Source organism: Pontiella sulfatireligans (genome assembly GCF_900890705.1).
GTDB classification, from domain to species: domain Bacteria; phylum Verrucomicrobiota; class Kiritimatiellia; order Kiritimatiellales; family Pontiellaceae; genus Pontiella; species Pontiella sulfatireligans.
On the sequence record NZ_CAAHFH010000002.1, the window covers coordinates 1,543,032 to 1,569,469 of the forward strand.

A 26,438-nucleotide genomic window follows, 5' to 3' on the forward strand; every position below is an offset into this window, starting at 1 on the left:
TTTTGAAGTGATGCGCTACAGATAAAGGCTTAACGGGATTGCGCAGGCTTGCAATTTGAACTCTCCGGCTGACTGTCACGCTGGAAGTTGCGAGTTCGAGTCTCGTCACTCTCCCCATAAGCCCGAACTGTACCGCCGTCGGATTAGCCGTCGCTCAAGGCTAAATCAAGCACCTCTTTGATTTGGCGTTTGCGCGTTTCGATGCTTTCGCATAGGCGGAACTGCACCTGGGCACGCTGGAGGTTTTGCTCCGGCGTCTTCACCTTGAAATAGCGGTTTCCGGCGAGGAAATCCTGGAAAAACCGGAGGCCGAGTTCGAAGGTGATCAAGCGGATCGAATCGTACAGGAAGTCCTTGTCGCTGCCGGTCAGGAAGTCCTTGGCCTGGGCAATGTATCCACGCACGAACGCCTCGCACAAATCCAGATCGAACACTACTTTGCCCAGCTCAGTGGTTTCCTCTCCCGCCCGGTTGCACAACGAGCGCAACGCATCGCCGAAATCGTAATGAATAAGGCCGGGCTTGGCGGTGTCCAGATCGATGATGGCGGTGCCCTTCCCCGTATCGTCGTCAATCATGATGTTGCTGATCTTCGGGTCGCCATGGATCAGCCGCAGCTGCAGTTCACCAGCATCCAGCGCGTTCTGCAATACAAAGGCAAACTCACGGCGCTCCTCGACAAAGCGCTGGAGGTTGCGCACCTCCATGGAGCTTTCAACCAGATCTTTCGCCTCGGGGGTTTTGATGGCTTCATCGTATTGAGCCAGATAGCCCGGCGTCTCGTGGAACCCCGGCAAGGTGTCGCGCAAACTCAGCGGATTCATGCTCGAAACCAGCCGATGGAACTGGCCGAGCACAGTGCCGATTTCAAAGGCGTGCTCTGCACTCTGAGCAATCTCATACGATGTTGCCGAAGCAATCAGCGTCAGCGCCCGCCAAAACCCGCCTTCTTCATCGATGTAAAAATCCTGTCCATCGCGACAGGGAACAATGCGCGGAAGCTGCCAGATGCGGTCGGCGGTTGGACTTTCCACCTGCAGCTGCTTATGGCAGTGATTGGTGAGAATGCTCATGTTTTCCATGATCCATTCGGGATTGGCAAATACGTGACCGTTCACACGTTGGACAATGATGCGCTCTTCCGAAAAATGGGTGCGAAACACGGCCAGATAAGTGTCGTTCACATTGCCGCTGCCGGTCGGACGAATACTCGCCAACAAACCTGACACTTCGAATTGTTCTGCAATCTTGGCTGGCTTCATAGAATCACTTCCCCTTGCTTGGGATTATTCGTTTACTCAAAAATGATCGTTCCGTGCAATCTTTCGACGAAGTTCGCTGCCGTCACTGGACAAACGGCTTGAGCTCGTTGCCGGTGGAATCGACAGGATAGCACGCATTTTCGGCTTCGAGCTGCCGGGCCATCGCGGTAATCATCTGTTCCATTTTTTCAGGATGTTGCGCGGCCAGGTTTTCGTTTTCGAAGGGATCGGACTTGAGGTTGAACAGTTCGTGCTTGGAATCACTCTTGCCGTCAGGGCTGTAGTCATAGACCACTTTCCAATCCCCGGAGCGGTAGCTGGTGAAATAGGTGCTCCGGTGCGGACCGTGCGGGAAATGCATTAGAAAGACATCCGGGCGCGAAGGATTGGTTTTCCCCGAAAGCTGCATGGCCAGATCGACGCCATCAACCACATGGCCCGCCGGGTCTTCCACCCCGGCCAGCGCGAGGATGGTGGGATAAAGATCCATGACCGTTCCGAGCTGCGCCTGGATCGCGCCGCGGGCAATCGGCAGTTTTTTCTGCCATTTGTTCGTCGGATCAGGCTTCGCCCATGCCGCGATAAACGGAACGCGCATGCCCCCTTCATAATGAGAACCTTTCTTTCCGCGCAACGGTGCGGACGAGGTGTGGCCATATTTATCGCCGAGCGGGGCATCCGACCCGTTATCCCCCAGAAAAACCACGAGTGTTTCCTCAGCCACACCGAGTTTTTCAAGCTGATCGAGAATGTCGCCGAGTGATTTGTCCATGCCCTCCACCAAGGTGGCATAATTTTCCGCCGGTTTACCTTTATCGGAATTTGCGTAGTTGGCGGCATAACGCGGATCTGGATTGAAGGGAGCATGCAATGCATAGTGCGCCATATGGAGGAAGAAGGGTTTCTTTTCTGCCACCGTTTTGGCCAGCAGCGCATTGGCTTCGAGCGTCAGAGCCTCCGTCAGAAAGGTTTCGGTATCATAATATTTTTCGAGGTGCGGCACATTATGGGTCATTCCACCCTTACCCTCGTTGAACTTCGGATGGTTCCCGTAGTGATCAGAAGCATAGTAGCTTTTTGGCCGCCCCCACGATGCGCCGCCCACATTGACATCAAACCCCACATTCAGCGGATCGCTGCCCACTTCCTTCAAGGGACCGAAGTGCGCCTTGCCAATGTGTATGGTGCGATAGCCGTTCGCGGAAAGGACGCGCGGCAAGGTGACCTCGTCTTTTTTAATGCCGGTCCAGTTCCATTCCGGCGGGCCGTACTTCCCCTTGTTGTTGGTGGATGGATTGATCCATGTCGTCGTGCCATGGCGTGTGGCGTTCTGCCCGGTCATGATTGAGGCGCGGGTTGGAGAACACACGCTTTGCGCGCAAAAGTTATTGAATCGAATGCCCAGGTCAGCGAGGCGTTGCATGCTCGGCGTGCGATACCAGTCGTTCAGCGGATACCGTTTCGGCGCACCGGCTTCATCCGTGAGGAACGGCACCGAGGTGTCCATCACCCCCATGTCATCGACCAGAAAAACGATCACGTTGGGCCGGTCTGCCCAAGTGATTCCCAACAGGGAAACTAATACCGTAAAAATCCATAGTCCGTTTTTCTTTTTCATAATCCGCATCCCCTTACCTGTTCAAGAAAAAGTCGATGGTCGCCTTCAGGCCTTCGTCAAAACTGGACGTCGGCTCGAACCCGGCCGACGTGATCTTTTCGACCGACGCCATGGAATGCTTAACATCGCCCGCGCGCTCGGGTGCATATTCAATCTTCGACGACGACCCGGTCAGTTCGATGATCTTTTTCGCGAGGTCGTTGACCGTTAGGCGGCCGCCGTAGGCGACGTTGAAGAAGCCCGGCGCGGTTTCGTTCATCGCCAGGAAGACGTTTGCGGCCACGATGTCCTTGACATAGATAAAGTCGCGCGTCTGCTCACCGTCGCCAAAGATGGTGATGGTTTCGCCCTTGGCCGCTTTGTCGATAAAGATCGGCACGGCGGCGGCATAGGCGCTGCCCGGATCCTGGCGGGGGCCGAACACGTTGAAGTAGCGCATGACGCCGGTGGCCAGCTTGCCCTCGCGGGTGAACATGTCGCAGTAGTATTCACCATCGAGCTTGGTGATGGCGTACGGGCTCTTCGGCTCCGGCAGCATGGTTTCAATCTTTGGAACCACGGGGTTGTCGCCATAGTTGGCGGCCGAGCTGGAAAAACACATTTTCTTTACGCCGGCCTTGGCGGCTTCTTCCAGCACAATCAGTGTTCCAGTGGTGTTGATCTCAACGCACTCGACCGGCTTGTCCATCGACTCCGGCACGCTGATCATCGCCGCCATATGGAAGATGTAGTCCACCCCCTCGACGGCTTTCTTCACCGCCTCGCGGTCGGTGATCGAGCCCTCGATGAACTCGTGCTCCAATCCCTGGAGGTTTTCGCGGTAGCCGCTGCGCAGGTTGTCGAGCACCCGCACCTCCGCCTTCCCCTGGAAATGCTCAACAATATGGCTACCGATAAATCCGGCCCCGCCGGTTACTAAAACTCTCATGCCTGATTCTCCAAACTATTGATTATTAACCACGGAAGACACCGAATACACTGAAATTAACAGCTGCCGGCAGTTCCGTGTATTCAGTGTATTCCGTGGTTCCATTTATTTAGCGTGAAACGATGGCTTGCATTGCCTCTGCTTGCTCTTCCATGGACTTGACCATGGCAAACTGCTTTCGGCAGCGGTCCATATTCTGCCCTTCGCGATGCGTCTTAAAATAAGAGTCTCCCTGAAGGTAGTCGGTCAGGAAGCGCAAGCCAATCTCAAACGTGATGAGCCGCCCCGACATGGGAAGCAGCTCCTTTTCCTTCGGAGTCAGGAAACCGGAGGCCGTTTCGAGATAACCGCTCACAAGCGCCTCGAAATAGTCGATGTCCATCCAGATTTTGGAGGCATCGGGTTCGTCTTCAACCGCCTGGTTGGTGGTGGTGCGCACCATGTCGCCAAAATCATATAAAACCGATCCGGGCATGACGGTATCGAGGTCGATCACGCACTTGCCTTTACCCGTCGCGCTGTCAATCAGCACGTTGTTCAGTTTGGTATCGTTGTGGGTCACTCGCTCGGGCAGCTCACCGGAAGCAAGCAGATCAATAACCAAATCAACGAGCTCTTCGCGTTCCTTAACGAAAGCGATTTCCGCCTGCACATTGCAGGCGCGCCCATGAGTATCCTCTTCGATGGCCTGCATCAACGTGTCATAGCGCGAGCGGGTGTGATGGAAGTTAGGAATGGTATCATGGAGCCGCACAGGAAGGTTGGCCAACTGGCTTTGGAACTCGCCGAAGGCCTTGGCTGCCTCGAAAGCCTGCCCGGTGGTTTCGACTACATCGATCCCAACTGCATCTTCGATGAAAACATAAGTACGCCAGAAACAGCCCTCTGAATCCACATAGTAATCCTTGCCGTCCACCGTCGGAATAAGGGTCAGCACGCGGCGGTCCAAGTCATTTGCCCCGGCTTCCTCAAACTTCTTACGTTGGTGGCGAACCACGTTCCCAATGTTTTCCATCAACGCCGGAACGTCTTTGAAGATCTTGTGGTTCACGCGCTGGTGAATATAGTGCACCTCGCGACCATCTACATCATAGTAGGCTTTGAAGGTGTCATTGATGTGCCCAGAGCCATACGGCTCATCGCCCAAATAATTACCCGGGCACAGGAATGCCCCGGCGATTTCGTTAAACTGTTCCATTGCTTGCTCCTTGGATTCTAGTTGCGGTATGTCCCGAAACGGAATTTTTCGATTCCCGGCTTATCGCGCTCTTGGAGGATAATCGCCTCCATTTTTGCCGCAATCTCGGGATGCTGCTGAGCCACATCGTTCTGCTCCGCCGGATCGGAGCCAAGGTGGTACAGCTCCAGCGGCGCATCCGGATTCGTTTTCACTTTTTGTTTAACACCTTTCCAGTCGCCCATGCGGACGGCAATCTGCCCGCCGTATCCGGCAAAATCCCAGAATATGAATTCGTGCTTCTTTTGCCGACCTCCCTCGCCGAGCAGCTCGGGCAGGATGCTGATGCCATCGCTATCCGCAGGCGCTTCGGCTCCGGCGATTTGCGCCAGTGTGGCGGGCACGTCGTAATGCGCACCAATATGGCCGGAAACCGTGCCGGGCGCGATCCGCCCCGGCCAACGGGCAATAAACGGTTCGCGCACGCCCCCTTCATAAACCGAGCCCTTCAGGCCGCGCAGTTCGCCCACGCTGTCGAAGAATTCATAATCCACCTGCTTAAGGTAGGTTGCTCCATTATCGGATGTGAAGATCACAACCGTGTCTTTGTCGATATCCAGATCCTTAAGCAACGCGAAGAGACGACCCATCTGCTTGTCCATGAAGGTGACCATGGCAGCATAGCAGGAGCGCGGCGTTGGGTGGGGCAAATAAGCTTTCCCGGTATAGGGGGTCTCCTCCCACTCTCCCTGATAGGCATCGATTTCTTTCTGCGGCGCCTGGAGCGCAAGGTGCGGAATGACGGTCGGATAGTAAACGAAGAACGGCCTCTCATGGTTTTGCTTCACGAACCTCAGCATTTCGTCAGCGATTAATTGGGGCGCATACTGTTTCCCCGTTACGCCACGCGTGTTGCCTTCAAGGAATTCGGGTTTCCCGTCACGGTCTAGATATTTTGGATAGAGGTTATGCGCATGGCACTGACAGTTGTAGCCATAGAACCGATCAAAACCCTTCTTAAGCGGATCTCCCGTGGTGCTTGCCGCGCCAAGCCCCCACTTGCCGAAGCAACCGGTGGCGTAGCCCTTCGCCTTGAGCTGTTCGGCAATGGTGACATCCTGCTCCCGCAACGGAGTCTGCCCGCCAAAAATGGTGACTCCGTTCAGCTCATACTGCTTTTCCTTAACCTCGCCATTGTTGCGGATATACGCATGGCCGCCATGCTTCCCGGTCAGCAGGTTGCATCGAGCCGGCCCGCAGACCGGTGCGCCGGTGTAGAACTGCGTAAAGCGCATCCCTTCAGCCGCCATTTGGTCGATATACGGCGTACGGATTTTCCGTTGCCCATAGCATCCCAGTTCCTTCCAGCCGAGGTCATCGGCCAACACAAGAATGATGTTTGGTTTTTTCGGAGCCCGGGCTCCCGCCAAAGCGGAACCCGCCGCAATGGAGGCAGATATCGACAGGATAAAATTTCGCCGGTTTTTCATACTCTACATTCCAACCACGGGAAGTTTGGCCGGATCAACATCCACGATGCCAAGCGAGGCGTTGGTTTTCCATTTGCCACGCGTGAAATCAGGCACCTTTATCCGATCGCTATCCTTGGCAACAGACTTGATGCTGAGCGGCATGACACTGCTCCAAGCGGCCGCATCGTACACATCCTGATCGAGCGGCAGCCCGTTCTTAAGGCAGTAGATGAGCCGATAGTCCATTATGAAATCCATGCCGCCGTGGCCACCGACCTTTTTGGCAATGGCTCCCATGGTACGGCTGAGCGGATGCTCGTATTTTGCAGCAAGTTCCTTCATCTGTTCGTCGCTCTGCCACTTGTGGCCCAGCGCAATGCGCGGTTCTGGATATTTGCGGACCATGCCTTTGGTACCCTGCAGCAGGTGGATGCGGCTGTAGGGCCGCGGCGTGCTAACGTCGTGCTGTACCATCACGGTCTGACCCTTGGCGCATTTAATGAGCGTGGTGTTCATATCGCCGCGGTAGTTTTCGAGCGCAGCCATTTCAGGTTTATTGTTTTCCGCCGCCCAGGCCGTAAATGCTGCCTGCTGGCTCGACATCGAAACGAGATGTTCAAATCGATTGCCCCGGTTAATATTCAGGCATTGCGCAATCGGGCCAAGCCCGTGGGTCGGATAGAGGTTTCCATTCTTGGTGTTGTTCTGATGGAAGCGCCATTGGCCCTGATAGCCGCCGTCCTCTTTTGCAATCAGCCCGCACAGCGTGTGGATGTATGCCCCCTCTGCGTGGGTCAGCTCGCCAAAGACGCCCTGCCGCACCATGTTGAGCGTCTGCAGTTCAAAAAAGTCGTAGCAGCAGTTTTCGAGCTGCATGCAGTGTTTGCCGGTTTTCTCCGCCGTATCCACCAGTTCCCAGCACTCGTCAACCGATGTGGCGGAGGGCACTTCCGTAGCGGCATGCTTGCCGTTTTTCATGGCATGCACGCACATCGGCGTATGCCACCGCCACGGCGCGGCGATGTAGACCAGGTCGAGATCGAGCGCAACAAGATCCTTCCAGACCTCCTCCGTACCGAAAAAGGTTTGGGCCGCAGAGCGCCCGGCGTCTGCCAGAATCTTTGCCGCGCGGGAAACCATCTCTTCGCGCAGATCGCACAAGGCCACGATTTCCACATCCTGGATTTTAGAAAGCCGCTTGACCGCGCCCTTGCCTCGCATGCCGAGGCCAACAATTCCAACGCGGATTTTTCCAACAGGCTTGGCGTTTCCAAGCATTGGAAAAGCCGCGGCCGAAAATGCGGCGGCGCGCAGAAAATCAGTACGAGTTGCATTCATCATTTAATCTCCCTGTAGTTGACCCCAGCTTCATCGAAGCGCTGCTCCTGCACCTTCATGCGTTCAAGGAAGTGTTCATAGTTTTTTTGTTCTTTCGGAAGCCAAGCCAATTCGGCCAGCGCGCAGGCGCGCGGGAAGGCCATGTATTCCGCTTGCTTCATGTTCGGAATATATTCCGTCCAGACCTGCCCCTGCGCACCGAGGATGTGCGAAGCGGTAGTTTCATCCATACCTTCGAGGATCGGTTCAAAACCGTAGACTTTTCCCAATGGCAGGAATCCGCCAATGGACAGCGGCTCGTTCTTCTTGTCCTTGCTCTGGTAATAGTCGAAATAGAGATATGACGTTGCTGCCACAACAATGTCATGGCCATCCGCCGCCGCCTGAAGCGCAGCCGGCAGGCCTTTCTTGCCACGCCACCACATGACCGCTGCATTTTCGGCCAACCCTCCTTCGGCGATCTCGTCCCAACCGATCAGGCGGCGCCCGTTGGCCACCAGAAAATCGTCGATCTGTTTGATGAACCAGCTCTGCATTTCGTGCATATCCTTCAAGCCGCGCTCCTCGCGCAGCTGCTGGATGCGTTCGCTGGCCTCCCACTGATTCTTTCTGGCTTCGTCGCCGCCGACGTGGATGAACTCGGAGGGAAACAGCTCCATCACTTCCGTCAGCACATCCTTGCAGAACTGAACAGTGGACTCTTCAGGATTCAGAATATTCGGGTTAACGCCCCACTCAACTTTCACGGGCAGCTGATTAGAGGTGCAGCCCAATTCGGGATAAGCCGCGATCGCCGCCTGCATATGGCCGGGCATATCGATTTCCGGCACAATAGTAATGTGCCGTTCGGCGGCATAGGCAACCACTTCGCGGATGTCGTCCTGCGTGTAGAACCCGCCGTGGCGCTTTCCATCGTATTTGCGCGGTTTGGCGCGCAGATGCCCCGCAACGGTTTCCTTCCGCCAGGCACCGACCTCGGTCAGCTTCGGATATTTCTTGATCTCGATGCGCCAGCCCTGATCTTCGGTCAGATGCCAATGGAAGGTGTTGAACTTGAGCGTCGACATGGTGTCGATAAACTTCAGCACATCTTCCTTCGGCATAAAATGGCGGCCGACATCCAGCATCAACCCACGCCATCCAAACCTTGGAACATCCTTGATCGCAACCGTTGGAACATTCCAATCCCTGGAAACTTTTTCAGTGGAATAGATTTCCGGCGGAAGGAGCTGGCGCAAGGTTTGCGCGCCGTAGAACAACCCGGCGGAAGATGATGCCGAAATCTGAACGTACTGCTTGACGCACAATTCATAGCTTTCCGCCCCATTGCCTGAATCTTCCAGTGTTTGGAAAACAATGTCTCCGGCGGCACCCGCCTTGACCGGGAGCCGGAACCCGGTTGAAGGGCGCAACTGGGCGGCCAGCAGTTCGGCGGTCGGCCTTGCCGCGGCGTCGGCATACGAAATCGTCGCAGCGGATTTAAGTTCAAAGGTCTTGCCCGTCTCCTTCATTTCCAGCGGCAGCGGAATGAGAGCGGGCGTTGCAAAGGTGGCCGATCCTGCGATCAGCACACATAAAATCGTTGTTTGTCGAGCAAACATCATATAGCTCCTTTCAATATTTCACCTTTCGATTCAACGACCGAAGCAACATACGACCTCGTCACCTCATCGGCGTCCTCAGCAGCCTTCATTAATCCGTCTTAATTTTGACAAACGCCTTCATCAAGATACCGGTTCCAATGATGGCAATAACGCCAAGAATAATCCCCATCATGACATTGCCATAAACGAAGCTGCCGATACTGAAAAGTGCGCCGTAAATAACAACGGAGCCAATGAAAACACAGAGGAGTTTCAACGGCATTTGCCAATCAACATTCTCCGCGCCTTTGAGATCCACACCCTCATCCTTGGCATTGCGCAACACCTTCGCCCAGCCAGGTCCGCCGGGATGGCATTGACGATAGAACTTGTAGAGCACCTCTTTAGACACGGGCTTGCTCAACAAGGTGCCAAGGATCCAAGACAAGGTAACCACGATGACCATAAGCATCAACTTCACCGAGAACGTCTGTCCGGCCACTTCGGGGTGGTAGATATATACGGCGTCGCCCTTGATGATACCCCCGAAACCGATGGAGGCCGCAGACAGTTCCTTGAGCTCTTTACCTTTGGCTTCAAGCGGTTTGTTGATGGTCTTGAGAAGTTCCTTGCGGAAATCCATTTTAAAGACCTCCAAGGTTCCAGCCCATGCGGGGGCTGTCGCAGCCATTACGGCCGTGTTTTGTGATGCTTTCTTGACGATCCCTGCAATAATCGCATCCGTCTTGGCTGCCACTTCCAGATCCTGAGCGGTTGGTTCCGGTGCGCTTTCATCTTTCGGGGCCGCAGCCACTTCGATAATCGCAGCGGGCGCTTTCAAACCAATGTACGCCTGGGTCAGTGCGCCCACAGAGAGTGCGCTGTCGACATCGGCTTTGCGCTTATAGGAAACAGCATAGGCGCTGTGCGCGGCGGCGCGCTCTTCGACATCGTTCTTGGCCGTTTTTTTCCACGCCACGGCGGCTGCATCTGCCTCGACGTTAAGTTGAGTGACGATCGTGTTGCCCTCTTCCTTGGCCGTCTCAATAAATGACAACAGGGCAGGATCTTTCACTTCCTGCACTTTGCTTGCCACAGGGCTGCTATCGACATACCAGTTCAGAACGCCATCGTCTCCAGGTCCGAAGACAAGCCAGCAAGCAAGGACCGTGGCTACAATCATAGCAACAATCTCGGTCATGGCATTGATTCTCCACCAGAACCAACGAAGCAGGTAAATGGCACCGGTACCCGCACCGGAAAGGAACAGAAGTTCAAATCCCTTCTGCGCGGAATCAAGAACGGTGAGGGAGAGGAATCCAGCAAACACCATGAGTCCCACCGTACAGACACGGCCCATGCGAACCATATCCTTCTCGGAGGCATCTTTCTTGACGAAGCGCTTGTAGAAATCGTTGACCACATAGGACGAACCCCAGTTAAGGTGTGTGCCGATGGTCGACATGTAAGCGGCAATCAGCGATGCCACCACAATTCCAAGCCAGCCCGGGCTGAGTATTTTTGCCAGCATGGCCGGATAGGCGATATCGCTCTTCAGATACTTGGGATCGATCTCGGGGAACTGGGCTTTGATATCAGAGAGTTGCGGGAAGATGACGAGGGATGCGAGAGCAACAATAATCCACGGCCACGGACGCACGGCATAGTGCATGAAATTAAACAACATCGTGGCGCCAATGGCATTTTTCTCGTTTTTAGCCGAGAGCATTTTTTGCGCAATATAGCCGCCGCCGCCCGGCTCGGCACCGGGATACCAAACCGCCCACCACTGAACTGCGACAGGGATGATGAGCAAGGGAATAAACGACATCCAGTTGTCAAAGTCAGGCATGATATTAAGCTTGGGAATCACGGCCTCATGATTAAGAAGCCCGGAGAGTCCACCCACAGCAACATCAGCATCAGCATAATTTACGGCAACATAAGCGGCATAAACAGCACCAGCCATCGCGATGCCGTATTGGAAGAAGTCAGACCAGATCACCCCTTTAATACCTCCCAATGAGGCATAAATGACCACAAAAACAGAGGCGCCAACAATGGTTACTAATGGAGTTGTTCCAAGCATAACCCCGCCAATTTTAATTGCGGCCAAAGAAACGGAACCCATGATCAGACAGTTGAAGAAGACGCCAAGATAGATCGCGCGGAAACCGCGCAAGAAGCTTGCTCCCTTCCCACTATAACGCAGTTCGTAGAACTCGAGATCGGTCATTACCTTGGAACGACGCCAAAGTTGGGCATATATAAATACCGTGACCATTCCAGTGATCAGGAATGCCCACCATGCCCAATTTTTAACAACACCGTCGTCACGCACAAACTGGGTCACGAGGTTTGGAGTGTCGCAGCTAAAAGTACAGGCCACCATTGAGATGCCGAGCAGCCACCACGGCATGCCGCGGCCCCCTAAAAAGAATTCTTCCGAGCTTTTTCCCGCTGTTTTCGAGGCAACCCAGCCGATCCCCAGAACGATAGCGAAAAAGACACCGATAATCGCCCAGTCAATCGTACTCAACAACGAGTTTCCCAAAGAACCCGTTGACGCTGCATCAGCCATGGCCGAAACGGCGGAAAAACACCCTAGGACACACAGGATTAACTTTTTCATACTCGATTTCCTATTCCTTCATTTCCCTAAACTTTCACACCCACCTTGGCGGCATCGCTTCTGCGACTCCTCCGGCTGCGCATCCTGCTATCACTCTGGCTTGCCGTCGCAGCCCCACAGATTTTCAGGGTATGCCCCGGCATCCACGAGGGCGCGAATCCCAGCCATCACCTGCGGCTTATCTTCTGAATACGTCACGCCCATCCACTTCTCGTTCGTCGGCAGCACATCCACGGTGGTTTCGCCGTTGCTGATCATCCCATCAATCAGCACCGGCAAAAGGTATTCGCTTTTGAGTTCGCCGCCTTGGCGGCCAAGGAATTCAACGAAACCTTCGTCAAGGAAACCAAACAGCCGGGGCGAAAATCCCCAGGTGTTCATGGAGACCATGTCGTCTTCGGCCATTGCTTTGAGCCCCGCATCTGTTTCGTAGCGGATCTCGCCGTCGTCCTTGCGCTCGATGTTGAAGCGTTCAACGACCGAGGCCAGCTTGCCGTCGCGCACATCGCAATAGCCGCGCGCCACGCCGCCGTGGGGCGACAACGTGTTCTTGATGTAGAACCCGACCATGCAGCAATCCGTGCTGCCGGCATCCATGGTTGAAAGCTGTTGAGCCAGCACCTCGAAGGATTCGCGGCCGTAGAAGTCGTCGGCATTGATGACCGCAAAGGGCTCGTTGACGGCCGGGCGGGCGGAGAGCACCGCCTGCCCCGTTCCCCAAGGCTTGGTGCGGCCTGCGGGAACGGAAAAGCCATCCGGAATATTGTCCAGGGTCTGGAAAACATATTCGACGTCAATCCTGCCGTCCAGCTTGTCTCCGATAACGTTCTTGAAGTCGGCTTCGATATCGGGGCGGATGATGAACACCACCTTGCCGAAGCCGGCGCGGATGGCATCGTATACGGAATAGTCCAACACGATTTCGCCGGATGGCCCGACCGGATCGATCTGCTTAAGCCCGCCGTAACGACTGCCGATTCCCGCGGCCATGATGACTAAAGTAGGTTTCATATCAAAATTCCCTGGTTGATAGGATAATGGTTCTCAGGCGTCCCGCTGCCACTCCGGCTTGCCGTTATAGACCCACCGATAATAATCGGAAAGTTTTAGCGTAGAAGCGGCACCTTCGTCGATGAAAACCTTGGCCGATGGATGATGCTGAAGAATCGAAGCCGGCATCATCGATGAAACCGGACCTTCAACGGTCGCGGCAATGGCCTCGGCCTTGCCTTCGCCAAAGGCCAGCATAATGTTCATTCGTGCATCCATGATGGTGCCGATGCCCATGGTAATGCAGTGGTGCGGAACCTTGGATTCGTCGCCGGCGAAGAAACGCGCGTTGTCCGCAACGGTCTGCTGCGTCAACGTTTTGATGCGCGTGCGCGAGGCGAACGACGAGGTCGGCTCGTTGAAGCCGACGTGCCCGTCGGAGCCAATGCCCAGCACCTGCAAATCAATTCCACCTGCTTCGACGATCTTGCGCTCGTATTCCGCGCAGAAGGCCGGGACATCGACCGCCATGCCATCGGGGATATGGACGTTTTCGGGTTTGATATTGATGTGGCTGAACAGGTTGTCCCACATAAATTTGTGGTAGGACTGCTCATGGTCTTTTTCCAGCCCAATGTATTCATCGAGGTTGAAGGTGGACACCTGGCTGAAGTCCAGCCCCTCCTCCTTGTGCAGCCGGATCATTTCCTTGTAGAGCACCAACGGCGTGCTGCCCGTTGCCAGCCCAATCACCGCATTTGGTTTTTCGCGCACCAAGCGGGCAACCACCCGCGCCGCCGCTTCGCTTGCAACCGATCCGTTTTCCTTGATAATAATTTCCATCAGAATATCTCCTTAAGGTTTTCAGCGCCCAGCGGCACCACCGTTCCGTTTTCTAAACAATCAACAAATCCGCCGCCCTTCCACACCCGCAGGCGATAAAGTGTTGCGAACGAGAAGTCGGGCACGGCACCGCCCTGCCCGCCGACCAGCTCGCCGCCGCGGCGCACGTTGTCCTGCATCCAGGCCGGCAGCAACACGTGGTATGGGTTGCGCGCCACTTCCTCCGCATGAAGCGAAATCGCCGCTACGAGATCGGCGACCAGCTCCGCATCGGCTTCGACCATCAGGTTCGGATCGTCCATTGCGCCCCAGTATTCGGACTCAACCACCGTGCAGGAAAAATCGGCCGGCAGCTTTTCAAGCGCTTCCACCACCAAGTGATGGGTGGAGATATGGCGCGAGTTCCAATCGTTGGAGTGCGGGATGAAGATAATATCCGGTTTCAACCCGGTCAGGATTTTCACGACATCGTCCGCCGTCAGGTTTTGAAAGCCATCCGAAGCACGGTGAATATGCCAGCCCAAATAAGCACAGGCATCTTCCAGCTCCTTGGCCCGGCCGGCCTGCCTCTCCAAATTGCTGCCAAACGTAACGGGCACATTAATGATCTGCTTGCCGGCTTCACGCATCAGGCGCAGCGGAAGCAGGCCGGTAATGCACTCGTCGTCCGGATGCGGCGAGAAAACGAGCACTTTGGAAGCAGATACAACCGGCTCCATTCTACCCGAAACCACCCCGCCCTTGGCCGCCGAAACGCCCGCTTCAATATTTTTTACAAACTCCAGATACGGATTCATGCTGTTCCTTTCCTTCCTGTTGAGATTTAGTCTGTGGCAAACTGTTCCGGCGCAATCGCGTCATACTTTCCAAGCATGGGAAGGCTCGCGGCGGCAACCGCTTGGCCGTGGCGCTTGTCCTGCTCGTTCGGCGTGACGATTTCAATCTGTTCCGCCAACTCGGGGAAAAGCGCGTCGAGCACCTCTCGTGCTTTTTCAATAATGATGGAGCCCCCCTCCCCGCTGGTCACGCGACCGAGCAGCAGCATTTTCCGGATGTCGTAGAAATCTGCATAGTGGGCGATGGTATAACCGAGATAGGTTCCGATGGTGGAATAGATCTTCGCTGCACGTTCGTCGCCTTCAGCTATAAGCTTCTGGACTTCGACGAGCTGTTCGGGGAACGGCATGTCGGCGGGGAAGTCGATCCCGGCGGCAGGGGCGAGGCGCGCAACGGCCTGCTGCGAAAAGTACTGGACGCCGCATCCGAGGTCGCCCGACCATTCGTCGGCGGGGGCGTTCTCGCGGTAGTCGACCGGCGCAAAGGCCAGCTCGTTGAGCATCGGGGTAATGCTGCCGCAGGGCGTGACATAGCCGACGGCCTCGCTGGTGCCCATGGCGAGGCCGAGCACGGCGTTTTCGTTCATGGACATCGAGCCGGCCAATGCCGTAACTTCGCCGTCGTTCACGACATCGAACGGAACATTGCCCCAGCGTTCCTTCAGGTCGAAAAAGATGCGGCGCACTTTTGATTCGAAATCCTCCGGCGAAACACCGCGGAAGAGCGAGGCCACGCGGACTTCAGAATTGACGTAGACGCCGGCGGAGCTGCCGCCGATGGCATCGACCCGCGGCAGATGGGAGGCGGCGCGCTGGAGCGTGTCGTTGATCCCCTCGACATGGTAGTTCGGATCGCTCTCGAAATAGGGATTCCATTCGACCTCTTCGGAAAAGACCACCTTGCCATCGATGACTGCGGCGCACTTGCGGTCGCTGCCGCCCAAGTCAAAGCCGATGCGGCATCCGTCGAGATGGCGGCCCAGCGGCATGGCCTGCTCGTTGGGCTCCGGAATGGCATTAAACCAACAGGCCTTGATTTCCAACGGCTGGAGATAGGTTTTTTTACCAAAGAATTCGTGATCGAAGCGGCGCTCGCCTTCCGGGGAATAGATGGCGGCCAGTTTTTCGGCAATGGGGTCGCACCCGGCAACCAGTACCGTGCACCCGCCGCGCTGCCAGAGCAGAAACTTAAGGATGCGCTCCAGATAGCGCAAGGTCTGCGCTTCGTTTTCGGCCGTCAGCGGAAGCACCTTGGCTTCAAAGACCGAGCAGGTTCCATCGGGGCGCACCAATGCGATGGAAACGGGCACGGATGCACCCTGCGCAAGGTAGGCGCGGTTCCATAGGGCGGCAGGCACAAAGTCCGCATCGAGTTCCGGTTTAATCACTACATCAATATTCATGGCTGCTTTCCTCTTTAATGATGCGAAGAGAGTGGAATATTGAATTCCAACCATAAAGATTCATTATTTTACAAATTTGACTATTTTTTAACTATATTGACTTTTCGAGGGGTTTAGGCACTCTACCCCTATGAACGAGGCCCTGCTGCAGATCAAGGAACCGGAAGATTATTTTACAGGCATTGGAAAAAACCAACTGCCCATCCCCACCGACATCCTGCTTTTCCTGCGAACAGAGAAAAAAAAACTGCAGCAACAGGCGCTGCAAAACCGCTCGCACCACCGATTCGTGCTTTGCTTCAATCTTGGCACCGAGGGGCATATACATGTCGACAACCTGGCGCTGCCGTTCAATCCCGGCCAGGCATTGCTCATCCTGCCCTACCAGTTCCACCACTTCAGCCTGCTGGCCGCCATGAAACTCAAATGGCTATTCTGCACCTTCGAGCTGGAACCGCGCACTTTTCTTGAATCGATGCGCAGTCGCGTGGTGGATGCGGACGAAAGCACACAGCAAGTACTGGAGCAACTGCTGGAGCAATGGCACGCGCTCCATCCGGAACAGCTCCAGGCCGTACTGCTGCAGCTGCTGATCGCCCTGAAGCGGGATCGACTGCACGCTGGGAACGACCTACCGCCCGAACCGGAGGACAACCTGCTGCGGGCGGTCAACCGGCTGATGGCCGGCTGGCGCGGGCGCACGGTGGGCGTAGCCGACCTCGCCGAAGCGCTGTCATTTTCCGAATCACGCCTTCGCGTGCTGTTCAAGGCGGCTGCCGGCATCCCGCTCGGCGGCTACATCCAGAACTACCGCCTCAACCGCGCGATGGCCCTGCTGCGAAACACCAAACTCTCCATCGCGGACGTGGCCGAGGAGGCCGGTTTCGGCTCGCCCCAGGCCTTCAGCCGCATTTTCAAAAAAGAGACAGGACAAACACCGCGCTCCTACCGAAAACAGCGCTAAGTAGGTCTTGGGGGAACTGTTGGTCGGCAGTGGCAGCGCATATGCGATGCCCCTTGCAGTTTCGCCGAATCCAGAGCGACTTAAAGCTCGGGGTAGATGTAGATTCGCTTGACGGCTCCCCTTCTTTATTAACCAAACGGAGGTAAAATCATAAAATAGACAGACTATGTAAAAGCATGCCTCGACCGGCTCATTCACCAACTGGTCGGACTCACCATCACCGGGGGCGTCGTCGATGATACAGGCGAATTCTGGTGGTTCAGTTCGTATTAACCGATGGCGAACTGCAACGGGAGCAGCAAAAGCTCGCCGATGCGTATACAGATGAATTGTTTAATTTTCCAAACAGTGAAACCGTGAGCTTTCCCTACTCCAGACTCCTCGTAGATGTGGAACGGTTTTCCGATGATGAACAGGAACCGATGAGCCGCGTCGGGATGGGTCGGTTTTATATGAAAACTTCAGGTGGCCAACAGCTGCGCCGCACACTGACCTCTGTGGAAACCTAACTGGCATATCTCATTGAGCCGGGCTCCAGAATGCAAAGCGATCAATGGCACCCAGAACCGCATGTGCCTCGTAGCTTTTCCCTTAGTCGCATACATAACCAGCCCATCAATCATTCTCTGCAATTGATCATGCGAATAAACACAACGGCCTTCTACAAAATCATCCTCTATAGGCATGCTCAAATCCACAAGAGGACTAATACGAATATATCCATACCTCACAGCATGAGTAAAAATCGTCTTTAATTTTGCTAGTCGGTTATTAATCGTTGTGTTCGATATGACCCGCTCATGATCTATTTGAACGATTTCCCTTAGTGGTTTATCCTTAAGTTCACTTTGCTGTCGCATGCGAAGCGGCATCCTGCACAATACCTGATCACGAAATTCCATAAGCATTGAACGAGTGACCGTTTCAATAGCTATATCACCCAACCATTCAATCAGCAGTTTAACGGAATTCCCCCTCTCAAGCTCACTTCTTTGTGACTGCCTCCCAAAAGATCGCACCTCGGCATAAACCATGGACAGAGAGAATGAAGTACTCCTGTTAAACACTGTGGAATCCGGGGCCTCACCAATAAGTCTTGGCGAATTACCAAGCTGAAGGGATTCAAGAATGGTATCCCCCTCTTTGATTCCCTGGACATTCCTACCTGCTCTTAAGTCACTGAACTGCCTTTTAAACACAATGGCCAGTATCCTCGCCCAAGATAGGGCCTCCGAGATATCGTGTGCTCTTAAGGCTCTGGAGATTTCTGTTTTCCCTCCGTAATGCCACCGCAGGTCTTCCGGAATCGATATTCGAAAAAATAGAGCACTACCCCGTTGCTGAACATTGCGTAGCTTTGCTTCCATCTTCGCCACCTCCTTGAGTCTCAATCAAGGCAGCCGGATATCGCAGGGGTAGGCAAGACCGGAATCAGCCGGGTGTTATTCCCAGACGTAGCGGACCGTCTGAAGTTCATGGAGGACCTCGGATCTAGCCTCTCCCCTCCAACAATGCATCCACCGACGACTTCAGAATCAGCACTTTCCGCTGGCCAATCTTCTTGTGCTCCAAGCGACCGTCACCGTAGTAAGTCCGAATCGTCTTATCGGAGCACTTCAATATTTCCATTGCCTCTTTCACCGTTACGTATTCATCAACAGGGTGACTCGCAGGCTTGGGCTTAGGCTTGGACTCCGCAAATGGCGACTCAACTGTTTCAGGCCCAGCCAATCCACCAGCCACTAGGCCAATACGGAAGTTCTTCGGCTTGTCGGGCTCTGGCACCTCCAGTATGAATCCATCCCCTAGACCAGCATCTGCATGCTCTCCTCGGCTTCCCCGAACACATCCTGCACAACCAGCACGGGATCGGGATTGCCGGGAACACTAATGTCCAGCTCCACGCCGTAGACGGAACGGTCTTCGTGGAAAAGAACTTCGTATCCTTTCTTGTTCATGGTTTTTCTCCTTTCATGGACTCATACCTTTAAAAAGCAACCAGTGAGACTGGCCTTGCCGTTGAGCAAAGCCTCCGCCATATCCTCCGGTTACCCGCACATAACGGTTTCTTTCGGCAGGCATCTTCGGAACCGTCCAATGCTTTATTTCTATTCAACCTCGGATTAATGCCAAAATCATCGAAGTTTTAGTGCATTCAATCATCGAGTTCTTCATACGCCTTTGACAGATGCCTGGTCACACGGATTGTGCGCCATACGCCCACGATCGCGGCACAACCGCCCAATGCGAGAAGAACAAACCCAAGGTTAACCATGCCTTGTTCATCCGGAAACAGTTTCACCAACGTTCCGCCTGCAGCAAAAAACGCGATCGCCGTACGCAGATAAGAGAGAAGTGTACGTTCGTTCGCCAATACGGTTCGGTCGTAGGCAAGATGATCGCGCAGGATCATGTCGTTCGGGTTAATTTTTGAGTATGGCATATTCTGTCTCTTTCATATTTAAAATTCAATCAGGTGCGTGGGCGAATCGATTCAAGCATTGGCTCAAAATGATTAAAAAATCCATGGCACAGGCCCCGGGTTCCGCTTTCATCAATATTTCCGCCGCCAATACCCAACGGAGTAAACCCCGCCAGCCGAATCGAGCAAATACCCGCCCCGCTGTCTTCGATGCCCACAACACCGCCGCGTTGCGCATAATCCAGTCCCAGCCCAACGCGAGCTGTTTCCGCATAAAGCCACGGATGCGGTTTCGGCGAAAGCTCGCCCAGAGTTCCTGCCTCCCCCTTACGCATGGCAAAACCGGCGGTGATGATGGCGTCGTAAAATTCTGCGGGATCGCCCATATCGAGCGTTTTAAAGGCATCCAGGATTTCCGGATACGCCTTTTCATACAGACCGGAGGTGACCAAACCGATTTTCACACCCAGCTCCTTCAGTCCATATAAAAACTCCTTGATGCCGGGCGAAGGCCGGAAAGCACCCGGTTTGCCCTTCCCTTCCAGAATCAGCTTCATTTCGCGGTGCGTATGTTCAAAATAAAAGGTACGCGCTTCTTCCACCGTTTTATGCGGTGCATATTTCTGAATGCAATGCTGCAGATGCTCCGAGACACTATGCCCCGAAACATAGGGGATATCCGAGTCTTCCAGCTCAAAGTCAGGATTTTCCAGCAACGAGGCCGTGGCCAGCTGAATGATCCAGATCCAGAACTCTTCGCTGTGCACCGTCGTACCATCGAGATCCATCAGTACGGCCTCCACCTTTCCGCTCTCCAACACATCAACCGGATAGTATGCCGGATACCCCATGGCAGAATTGACCAAGGCCAATGTGTGGTCTTCAAACCCGATAAACTCAACCTTACCGTCACCGGTTCCGCCAATCGCCCGAACACCGTTTTGTCCCCGTCTAAACCGCGTATCACTTGTGCTCTCCAGTCGTTCAAGCCCCAACTCGGCCTCATCGACTCCAACATTTGGAAAATTCATCTGTATACCTCCGAAAAACCGGATCATGCAGGAACCACTCCCACACTCCATCGTTATAAAAACCTTCCGGCCCACCGGACGGGATGGCAACTCAAACCGGAAATTCGAAAACTTAATTCTTGCCATAGACATTACAGGACAACAGGAATATGCAGAATCATGCCGATGTTTAAGCGGGTAAACAAACCAAAGAATGATCTCTTAGAAGCACAGGTGCATATTGTTTGGATACGTTAAATGGGAAACAGAATTCATGAAAAAACGACCAAACATAATTTACATAAACTCTCACGATACCGGGCGCTACATCGCCCCCTATGGGCACCCCGTCCCCACACCGAACATCCAGCGGTTCGCAAAAGAGAGCGTCATGTTCAGGCAGGCGCACTGCGTGAACCCCACCTGCTCACCGAGCCGCGCCGGCCTGTTGACCGGACAGTATGCCCATACAAACGGCATGACCGGCCTCGCCCATCTGGGCGGCCACCTCTTTGACCACACAAAGCTGCTGACCAATACATTGGGAAAACAGAGATACCGTTGTTTCCTTTCGGGTTTCCAGCATCTCGTACATGAAGAGGAAAACTCCGATTGGCTGGATCAGCTGCACCATGAAAAACATCTTGCACCGACCCTGAAGGCCGATACCGGAGCGGTCGAATTTCTTAACACCCGGCCGGAGGAACCGTTCTTTCTGGAAATAGGCTTTTTCGAAACGCATCGTGAATTTCCAGTGCTTGGAAAGGAGGACGAACCGGATTACACCATGCCGCCGGCCCTTTTCCCTGACACCCCGGAATGCCGAAAAGACTTCGCCCGCTACAAGGCCAGTTCCCGCATTTTCGACCAGCGCGTCAAAAACGTGATGGATGCGCTCGACCGCAACGGCCTTCGCGATAACACCATCGTCATCCTTACCACCGACCATGGCATCCCGTTCCCCGATATGAAATGCAACCTGACCGACCATGGCACCGGCGTGATGCTGATGATGCGCTGGCCGGATGGCTTTCCGGGCGGACGCGTGACGGATGCGCTCGTCAGCCAGGTCGACATCTACCCAACACTCTGCGATCTGCTTGGCATCAATCCTCCGGATTGGCTGCAGGGCGAATCCTTCGCTCCGCTGCTGCTCGGCGAAACCGACGAACACCGCGATGAGATCTTTATCGAAACCAACTATCATGTCTCCTATGTCCCGATGCGCGGCGTGCGCACCAGGCGCTGGAAATATATCCGTCGGTTTTTTTCCCAACGCCCTGCGGACTGCGATGACGGCGAAACAAAAACCGAGTGGCTTGCTGCAGGCTGGGAAGATCTTGATCGCGAAGAACACCAACTCTATGACCTGATGCTCGATCCCATGGAAAAAAGGAATCTGGCCGCCGACAAAAAGGTTGCCCCCATTCTTCTGGAAATGCAGCAAAGGCTGGCCGCATGGATGAAGGAAACCGACGACCCATTGCTCTACGGCGATGTACCCCATCCAAAGGAACGGAAAAGTTTATACGTTTAAACGCCATGACTACTGACGAAGCATGGAAGATACCCCATATTCCATGCTTTGAAATAAGCAAAAAAAGGGCCCCGCACATGAACGTTCTATTTATTCTGACCGACCAGCATCGACGCGACACCCTGTCATGCTATGGAAACACGGACACCGACACCCCGAATCTGGATCGGCTTGCACGTGAAGGAGTCGTGTTCGACAACGCCTATACCACCTGTGCAGTCTGCTCACCGGCACGCGCATCCATCCACACCGGCCTCTACCCCTTCAAGCACGGGATGCAGACCAACATTTTCATGCACGGCTGCATGATCCACGAACTGGCCGACTCCCCGAAACTGCTCAGCCGACGACTTTACACGGCAGGTGTCACCCCCGCCTTCACCGGCAAGTGGCACCTGGGCTACGGCAAACCGACACGGGATCAATATCCCGACAGCGATCCCGGTTTCGATAGCAACCGCGACTCAGTCGAACTCCCCGAAGCCTACAAGGGCGTCACTTCCCTGCCCTCCACAGTCGGCTTTGTCGGCGACGACTTCCCCGGCCATGGCGGAGGCGGGCACAGCTATCCCCAATACAAAGAATACTTGAAAAAACAGGGCCTTGAACTTAAGGCCATCGACATGGGCCACAATCGTTTTGAAGTCACCTCCGGCGATGAAGCCACGGTCGATCATTTTCTCACCAACCGCACGATCGAGTTGGTGGATGACGTTTCCACACAAGGAAAACCGTTCTTCATGATGCTCAACTATTGGGGCCCGCACGAGCCCTACTATGTTCCGACACGCTTCCTTGAGCCCTACCGGAATAAAGTGTATCAGCCATGGCCGAGCTTCGAAGAAGACCAAACCAGCAAACCGACCATCCACAACGCCATGCGCGACACCAGGCCATGGACGCATTGGCAGGAAGAGTTGCGCTACTACCACGCCTACATCAACTATCTCGACCACGAAATCGGCCGGGTTTTCCAGCACCTGGAAAAGAAGGGCCTGATGGATGATACGCTGATTATCTTTTCCGCCGACCACGGCGATGCCGGCGGCACGCATGCCGGAACGCAGAACAAATCAATCCACAACTATGAAACCACCAACGCCATCCCGCTTATCATCCGCGATCCGAACGGCCGCACCGGCGAACGCGAAAACCGCTTTGCCAACCTGACCGATCTCTATGCCACCATCCTGGACACCGCAGGCGACCCTGCCCCCAACGACCGGCACGGACGCTCGCTTCTGCCGCTGTTGCGCGGTGAAATGACCGCAGACTGGCCGGACTGCGCCGTCACAGAAGGTTCCGGCATCCAGCACCTGCTCGTCAGCCAGCGGGCCATCCGATGGAGCCAATTTAAATATGTCTTCAATGGAGGCGATCTCGAAGAGCTCTACAATCTCGAAAACGATCCGCACGAAATGTGCAACCTCGCCGGCGAAGAACAATCAGCCGACCTCCTTATGGAAGGCCGCACCAAACTCTTTGAATGGCTGAACAACAACGGCGACCACCTTGCCGGACAGTTCAAACGCCTTTTGCTCAATCAGGGCATCGCCCTCAACTAAGCCGGAGAACCGAGTGAAACCCGACGCCAGCCACATTAAAAAAATTATTGTTGTATCCAACACCCACTGGGATCGCGAATTCCGCCGATCATTCGAAAAAACGAGACACCGGCTGCTGACCATGATGGATACCACGCTCGATATTCTCGAAAACGATCCCGAGTATAAATCGTTCACCATGGATGGTCATTCCATCATGCTCGACGACTATCTCGAAATCCGTCCGGAGCGCCGGAAACAGATTGAAAAGTTCATCGCGAACGGCCGCCTGATTGTCGGACCCTACTACACCCTGCCGGAAGAATTTTCCATCGGCCAAGAGGCGCTGGTGCGCAACCTGATGTATGGCCGAAAGACCGTCGAAAGCTATGGAGGGAAATGCGGCACCGTCGCCTACACCCCGTCGTCGTGGGGACAGGCGGGTCAGCTACCACAGATCTTCGCCGACTTCGGCCTGAAATACATGATGTTCTACCGCGGTGTCTCCCACCACGAATGCGACGCGGAATGGATCTGGGAAGCTCCCGACGGCACGCAGGTGACCGCCTCGCGCTTTGCACTCTACTGCCGCTACAACTGGTACTATCAGGTGCACCGCCCCGTTACCACCGGCCGCAATTTTGAAAAAGATTACCAGTGGGGCGAATTCGACGAAGCGCCGATGCGCCCGGCCGACGGCCTCGCCGGCGAAGACCTCACCTTCGACCTGCACGACCCCGCCGACCTCTACAACCCGGCACCGCTCAAAGAAGCCGTTGAACGCATGGTTGAAGAGGAAGGCCCGCACTTCACCACCTCCACCTTCCTTGCCATGCACGGGCACGACATCTCCGTAGCCGTTCCAAACGAATCAAAGGTTATCAAGGATGCGCAGGAGCTCTTTAAAGGTACATACGAAATCAGCCACGGAACCCTCGAAGACTTCTGGGCCGAAGCCGAAAAGGAACTCGACCGTTCAACGATGCCGGTGCTCAAAGGCGAGCGCCGCTCCTACCTCAAAGAAGGAAAGTGGACCTTCCTCTTCCCCGGCACTGTCAGCGCACGCACCTACCTTAAGCAACTCGATTTTGCCGCCACCGAAAAGCTGGTCTGCCGGGCCGAACCGCTCGCCGCGCTTTCGATGGCCTGCGGTTCAGCCGCGCCCTCGACCTACCTCGACCGCGGCTGGCGCTACCTGCTCGCCTCGCACACCCACGATGCCAACGGCGGCTGTGCCCCCGACGAAGTCTGCAAAGACATGGAATACCGCTATCGCAAGGTCAACGACATTGCCGACATTGTCACCGAAGACGCCATTGCACACATCACCAAAAACCTCGATCCCGCCGGCCAGCCCGCCGACGTGATGCAGCTGGCCGTGTTCAACCCGCTGCCGATCGAGCGCGACGCCATTGTCGCGGTCGATCTCGAAATCCCGCGTAAAAACCAAGCCGCGCACGCCTCGCTTGGCGAAGGCATCGCCACCCAGCCCATCTCGCACGAAGCGTCCAGCTCATTCGTCGACAGCATCTGGGAGGTGCCGCGCATCCTCGAATCCAACCGCGTCAAATTCCACGCCAAACTCACTAAGCTGCCGGCGCTCGGCTATCGCGTCTACCCAATCAACCCGCAGCAGGAAGAACTGCGGCTGAACGACTCGCTTGCCACCGGCCCCGATACGCTGGAGAACGAAGCCATCAAGGCGGTTGTCAACGGCAACGGCACCGTGGATCTCACCTGCAAGGCCACCGGCAAGAGCTACCCGCAAGCCAACTATCTGCGCGACCAGGGCGAAACCGGAAACGCATGGAAGCATGTTCCGCCAACCTTCGACGCCGTCTTCAACTCGCTAGGCTGCCATGCCCGCATCAGCATCATCGAGAGCGGGCCCGTCAGTTCAACCATTCGCGCGGAATACGATTTCGAAGTACCGCAGGACTATGCAGACGGCAACAGCCGCTCCTGTACCCTCGCAACCATTCCGGTGAGAATGGACTACACCCTGCAGGCCGGCTCACCGCTGCTGCAGGTTAAACTGACGCTCGACAACACCGCCAAAGACCACTGGCTGCGCGCCTGCAGCGCAACCGGCCTCGACACCGGCATCTCCGTTTCCGACGCGCACTTTGATGTGCTGGAACGCCCGATCCCCCTGCCCGACTCGCGCGGCTGGGTCGAACGCGCCTACGGCATGCAGCCGTTGCAAACCTTCGCCGATGTTTCCGACGGCACCAACGGCCTTGCTGTTTTGCCGAAAGGATTGTTTGAATATGAAGCCATCGACGATCCCCAGCACACACTCGCGCTGACCCTATTGCGCGCCTGCCGCATCAAGTTGGCCGTCTCCGAAGAAAAGATGACCGAACTGCCCGATGAAGGCGTCCAGTGTCCCGGCGTCCAGACGTTTGAATACGCCCTCTGCCCGCACGCCGGCAACTGGCAGGCCGCTGATCTCGCAACCGTTTCCAGCATCTGGAACACACCGGTTCGCGCCATGCAGATCGGGCGCGGAAAAGGCAGCCTCCCGCTGGAGCAGAGTTTCATTGCACTCAAAGGCAAGGGAATCAGGATCTCTGCGATTAAACCCGCCGAAGATGCCAACGGCATCATCGTCCGCCTCTTCAATACCTCCAAAGAAGAGCAAACCGCCACCCTCCAGCTCGGCAAAGAAACCACCTGTACCAGAGTCGGCATGGATGAATCGGAAGTCGAAGCGCTTGGAAGTTTCCAAACCTTGGAACTGTCCGTTCCGGCCAAGAAAATTTTATCGGTTAAACTGCTGGCGGATTAACCTCAAACAGTCACTCGAAGAGTAAAAAAGAGGCGGCCCCGAAAGACTCCGATGAAAAATCGACCGGGACTGCCTCGGGGATAAACAA

At 55.1% G+C, this 26,438-nt stretch carries 21 protein-coding genes and 1 pseudogene; 5 read left to right on the forward strand and 17 right to left on the reverse strand.

Translation table 11 applies throughout. The annotated features are described in order from the left end of the window. Positions 1 to 143: 143 nt before the first annotated feature. The 12 genes and pseudogenes from SCARR_RS19540 to SCARR_RS19595 form a co-directional block, all read right to left on the reverse strand. Positions 144 to 1,262: a phosphotransferase enzyme family protein gene (locus SCARR_RS19540; RefSeq protein ID WP_136063333.1), complete on the reverse strand. Its 1,119-nt coding sequence runs from the start codon at positions 1,260 to 1,262 to the stop codon at positions 144 to 146. Positions 1,263 to 1,344: 82 nt separating this feature from the next. Beyond that, on the reverse strand, positions 1,345 to 2,880 hold the full coding sequence (locus SCARR_RS19545; protein ID WP_168433449.1) for a sulfatase: 1,536 nt from the start codon (positions 2,878 to 2,880) through the stop codon (positions 1,345 to 1,347). A gap of 13 nt (positions 2,881 to 2,893) precedes the next feature. Beyond that, positions 2,894 to 3,808, reverse strand: a complete 915-nt coding sequence (locus tag SCARR_RS19550; RefSeq protein WP_136063335.1) for an SDR family oxidoreductase — start codon at positions 3,806 to 3,808, stop codon at positions 2,894 to 2,896. Between the two features lie 109 nt (positions 3,809 to 3,917). After that, the gene (locus SCARR_RS19555) at positions 3,918 to 5,006 is read right to left on the reverse strand and encodes a phosphotransferase enzyme family protein (protein WP_136063336.1); all 1,089 of its coding nucleotides are present in this window, start codon (positions 5,004 to 5,006) and stop codon (positions 3,918 to 3,920) included. 17 nt (positions 5,007 to 5,023) lie between these two features. Then, positions 5,024 to 6,475, reverse strand: coding sequence for an arylsulfatase (locus tag SCARR_RS19560; protein WP_136063337.1), 1,452 nt, complete (start codon positions 6,473 to 6,475; stop codon positions 5,024 to 5,026). A 3-nt stretch (positions 6,476 to 6,478) separates the two neighbouring features. Then, complete coding sequence (locus SCARR_RS19565) at positions 6,479 to 7,798, reverse strand: Gfo/Idh/MocA family protein (protein ID WP_222846369.1); 1,320 nt, start codon at positions 7,796 to 7,798, stop codon at positions 6,479 to 6,481. After that, positions 7,795 to 9,399: a beta-N-acetylhexosaminidase gene (locus tag SCARR_RS19570; RefSeq protein WP_136063338.1), complete on the reverse strand. Its 1,605-nt coding sequence runs from the start codon at positions 9,397 to 9,399 to the stop codon at positions 7,795 to 7,797. The genes SCARR_RS19565 and SCARR_RS19570 overlap by 4 nt, the downstream gene beginning before the upstream one ends. A 1,132-nt stretch (positions 9,400 to 10,531) precedes the next feature. Further along, positions 10,532 to 11,959 (reverse strand): annotated as a pseudogene (locus tag SCARR_RS29370) (sodium:solute symporter family protein); the annotation flags it as partial. Between the two features lie 141 nt (positions 11,960 to 12,100). Then, a complete protein-coding gene (locus SCARR_RS19580; protein WP_136063339.1) occupies positions 12,101 to 13,021 on the reverse strand; it encodes a nucleotidyltransferase family protein in 921 nt (306 codons plus the stop codon). A 33-nt stretch (positions 13,022 to 13,054) separates the two neighbouring features. Then, on the reverse strand, positions 13,055 to 13,843 hold the full coding sequence (gene nagB, locus SCARR_RS19585) for a glucosamine-6-phosphate deaminase (RefSeq protein WP_136063340.1): 789 nt from the start codon (positions 13,841 to 13,843) through the stop codon (positions 13,055 to 13,057). After that, positions 13,843 to 14,640: a PIG-L deacetylase family protein gene (locus tag SCARR_RS19590; protein WP_136063341.1), complete on the reverse strand. Its 798-nt coding sequence runs from the start codon at positions 14,638 to 14,640 to the stop codon at positions 13,843 to 13,845. Before SCARR_RS19590 ends, nagB begins: the two co-directional genes overlap by 1 nt. 26 nt (positions 14,641 to 14,666) lie before the next feature. Beyond that, entirely contained in the window at positions 14,667 to 16,082 is a 1,416-nt protein-coding gene (locus SCARR_RS19595; RefSeq protein WP_136063342.1) for an ROK family protein, read from the reverse strand. A 130-nt stretch (positions 16,083 to 16,212) separates the two neighbouring features. Here SCARR_RS19595 and SCARR_RS19600 point away from each other — a divergent pair, with 130 nt between their 5' ends. Together SCARR_RS19600 and SCARR_RS29590 are read left to right on the forward strand one after the other, a co-directional pair. Next, positions 16,213 to 17,046 carry a helix-turn-helix transcriptional regulator gene (locus SCARR_RS19600; protein ID WP_136063343.1) on the forward strand — a complete coding sequence of 278 codons (834 nt, stop codon included), beginning with the start codon at positions 16,213 to 16,215 and terminating at the stop codon, positions 17,044 to 17,046. A 254-nt stretch (positions 17,047 to 17,300) separates the two neighbouring features. Beyond that, complete coding sequence (locus SCARR_RS29590; RefSeq protein ID WP_168433450.1) at positions 17,301 to 17,555, forward strand: N-formylglutamate amidohydrolase; 255 nt, start codon at positions 17,301 to 17,303, stop codon at positions 17,553 to 17,555. Here the strand turns inward: SCARR_RS29590 and SCARR_RS19610 are convergent. The 5 genes from SCARR_RS19610 to SCARR_RS19625 all read right to left on the reverse strand — a co-directional run bounded on the left by SCARR_RS19610 (position 17,508) and on the right by SCARR_RS19625 (position 20,499). Beyond that, complete coding sequence (locus SCARR_RS19610) at positions 17,508 to 18,413, reverse strand: DUF6538 domain-containing protein (protein ID WP_136063344.1); 906 nt, start codon at positions 18,411 to 18,413, stop codon at positions 17,508 to 17,510. The genes SCARR_RS29590 and SCARR_RS19610 overlap by 48 nt on opposite strands. A gap of 124 nt (positions 18,414 to 18,537) precedes the next feature. Then, positions 18,538 to 18,831 (reverse strand): helix-turn-helix domain-containing protein, encoded by a 294-nt coding sequence (locus SCARR_RS29375; RefSeq protein ID WP_342803697.1) that lies wholly within the window; start codon positions 18,829 to 18,831, stop codon positions 18,538 to 18,540. 20 nt (positions 18,832 to 18,851) lie between these two features. Further along, on the reverse strand, positions 18,852 to 19,004 hold the full coding sequence (locus SCARR_RS28320) for a hypothetical protein (RefSeq protein ID WP_168433451.1): 153 nt from the start codon (positions 19,002 to 19,004) through the stop codon (positions 18,852 to 18,854). Between the two features lie 197 nt (positions 19,005 to 19,201). Beyond that, positions 19,202 to 19,489 (reverse strand): YidH family protein, encoded by a 288-nt coding sequence (locus SCARR_RS19620; protein WP_136063346.1) that lies wholly within the window; start codon positions 19,487 to 19,489, stop codon positions 19,202 to 19,204. A gap of 29 nt (positions 19,490 to 19,518) precedes the next feature. Then, on the reverse strand, positions 19,519 to 20,499 hold the full coding sequence (locus SCARR_RS19625; RefSeq protein ID WP_136063347.1) for an HAD family hydrolase: 981 nt from the start codon (positions 20,497 to 20,499) through the stop codon (positions 19,519 to 19,521). Positions 20,500 to 20,752: 253 nt separating this feature from the next. On the opposite strand from SCARR_RS19625, the gene SCARR_RS19630 reads away from it, so the two are divergent. The 3 genes from SCARR_RS19630 (at position 20,753) to SCARR_RS19640 (ending at position 26,350) form a co-directional block, all read left to right on the forward strand. Beyond that, positions 20,753 to 22,015: a sulfatase family protein gene (locus SCARR_RS19630; protein WP_136063348.1), complete on the forward strand. Its 1,263-nt coding sequence runs from the start codon at positions 20,753 to 20,755 to the stop codon at positions 22,013 to 22,015. Positions 22,016 to 22,092: 77 nt separating this feature from the next. Beyond that, positions 22,093 to 23,580 carry a sulfatase-like hydrolase/transferase gene (locus SCARR_RS19635; protein WP_168433452.1) on the forward strand — a complete coding sequence of 496 codons (1,488 nt, stop codon included), beginning with the start codon at positions 22,093 to 22,095 and terminating at the stop codon, positions 23,578 to 23,580. 13 nt (positions 23,581 to 23,593) lie between these two features. Further along, positions 23,594 to 26,350: an alpha-mannosidase gene (locus tag SCARR_RS19640; RefSeq protein WP_168433453.1), complete on the forward strand. Its 2,757-nt coding sequence runs from the start codon at positions 23,594 to 23,596 to the stop codon at positions 26,348 to 26,350. Positions 26,351 to 26,438: the final 88 nt, after the last annotated feature.

Coding starts and splice junctions, on each gene's coding strand:
- SCARR_RS19550 (WP_136063335.1), bottom strand. CDS start 3,808: ATGAGAGTTTTAGTAACCGGCGGGGCCGGATTTATCGGTAGCCATATT.
- SCARR_RS19635 (WP_168433452.1), top strand. CDS start 22,093: ATGAACGTTCTATTTATTCTGACCGACCAGCATCGACGCGACACCCTG.
- SCARR_RS19610 (WP_136063344.1), bottom strand. CDS start 18,413: ATGGAAGCAAAGCTACGCAATGTTCAGCAACGGGGTAGTGCTCTATTT.
- SCARR_RS19545 (WP_168433449.1), bottom strand. CDS start 2,880: ATGAAAAAGAAAAACGGACTATGGATTTTTACGGTATTAGTTTCCCTG.
- SCARR_RS19555 (WP_136063336.1), bottom strand. CDS start 5,006: ATGGAACAGTTTAACGAAATCGCCGGGGCATTCCTGTGCCCGGGTAAT.
- SCARR_RS19620 (WP_136063346.1), bottom strand. CDS start 19,489: ATGCCATACTCAAAAATTAACCCGAACGACATGATCCTGCGCGATCAT.
- SCARR_RS19625 (WP_136063347.1), bottom strand. CDS start 20,499: ATGAATTTTCCAAATGTTGGAGTCGATGAGGCCGAGTTGGGGCTTGAA.
- nagB (WP_136063340.1), bottom strand. CDS start 13,843: ATGGAAATTATTATCAAGGAAAACGGATCGGTTGCAAGCGAAGCGGCG.
- SCARR_RS19565 (WP_222846369.1), bottom strand. CDS start 7,798: ATGATGAATGCAACTCGTACTGATTTTCTGCGCGCCGCCGCATTTTCG.
- SCARR_RS19630 (WP_136063348.1), top strand. CDS start 20,753: ATGAAAAAACGACCAAACATAATTTACATAAACTCTCACGATACCGGG.
- SCARR_RS28320 (WP_168433451.1), bottom strand. CDS start 19,004: ATGAACAAGAAAGGATACGAAGTTCTTTTCCACGAAGACCGTTCCGTC.
- SCARR_RS19570 (WP_136063338.1), bottom strand. CDS start 9,399: ATGATGTTTGCTCGACAAACAACGATTTTATGTGTGCTGATCGCAGGA.
- SCARR_RS19580 (WP_136063339.1), bottom strand. CDS start 13,021: ATGAAACCTACTTTAGTCATCATGGCCGCGGGAATCGGCAGTCGTTAC.
- SCARR_RS19540 (WP_136063333.1), bottom strand. CDS start 1,262: ATGAAGCCAGCCAAGATTGCAGAACAATTCGAAGTGTCAGGTTTGTTG.
- SCARR_RS19595 (WP_136063342.1), bottom strand. CDS start 16,082: ATGAATATTGATGTAGTGATTAAACCGGAACTCGATGCGGACTTTGTG.
- SCARR_RS19590 (WP_136063341.1), bottom strand. CDS start 14,640: ATGAATCCGTATCTGGAGTTTGTAAAAAATATTGAAGCGGGCGTTTCG.
- SCARR_RS19600 (WP_136063343.1), top strand. CDS start 16,213: ATGAACGAGGCCCTGCTGCAGATCAAGGAACCGGAAGATTATTTTACA.
- SCARR_RS19560 (WP_136063337.1), bottom strand. CDS start 6,475: ATGAAAAACCGGCGAAATTTTATCCTGTCGATATCTGCCTCCATTGCG.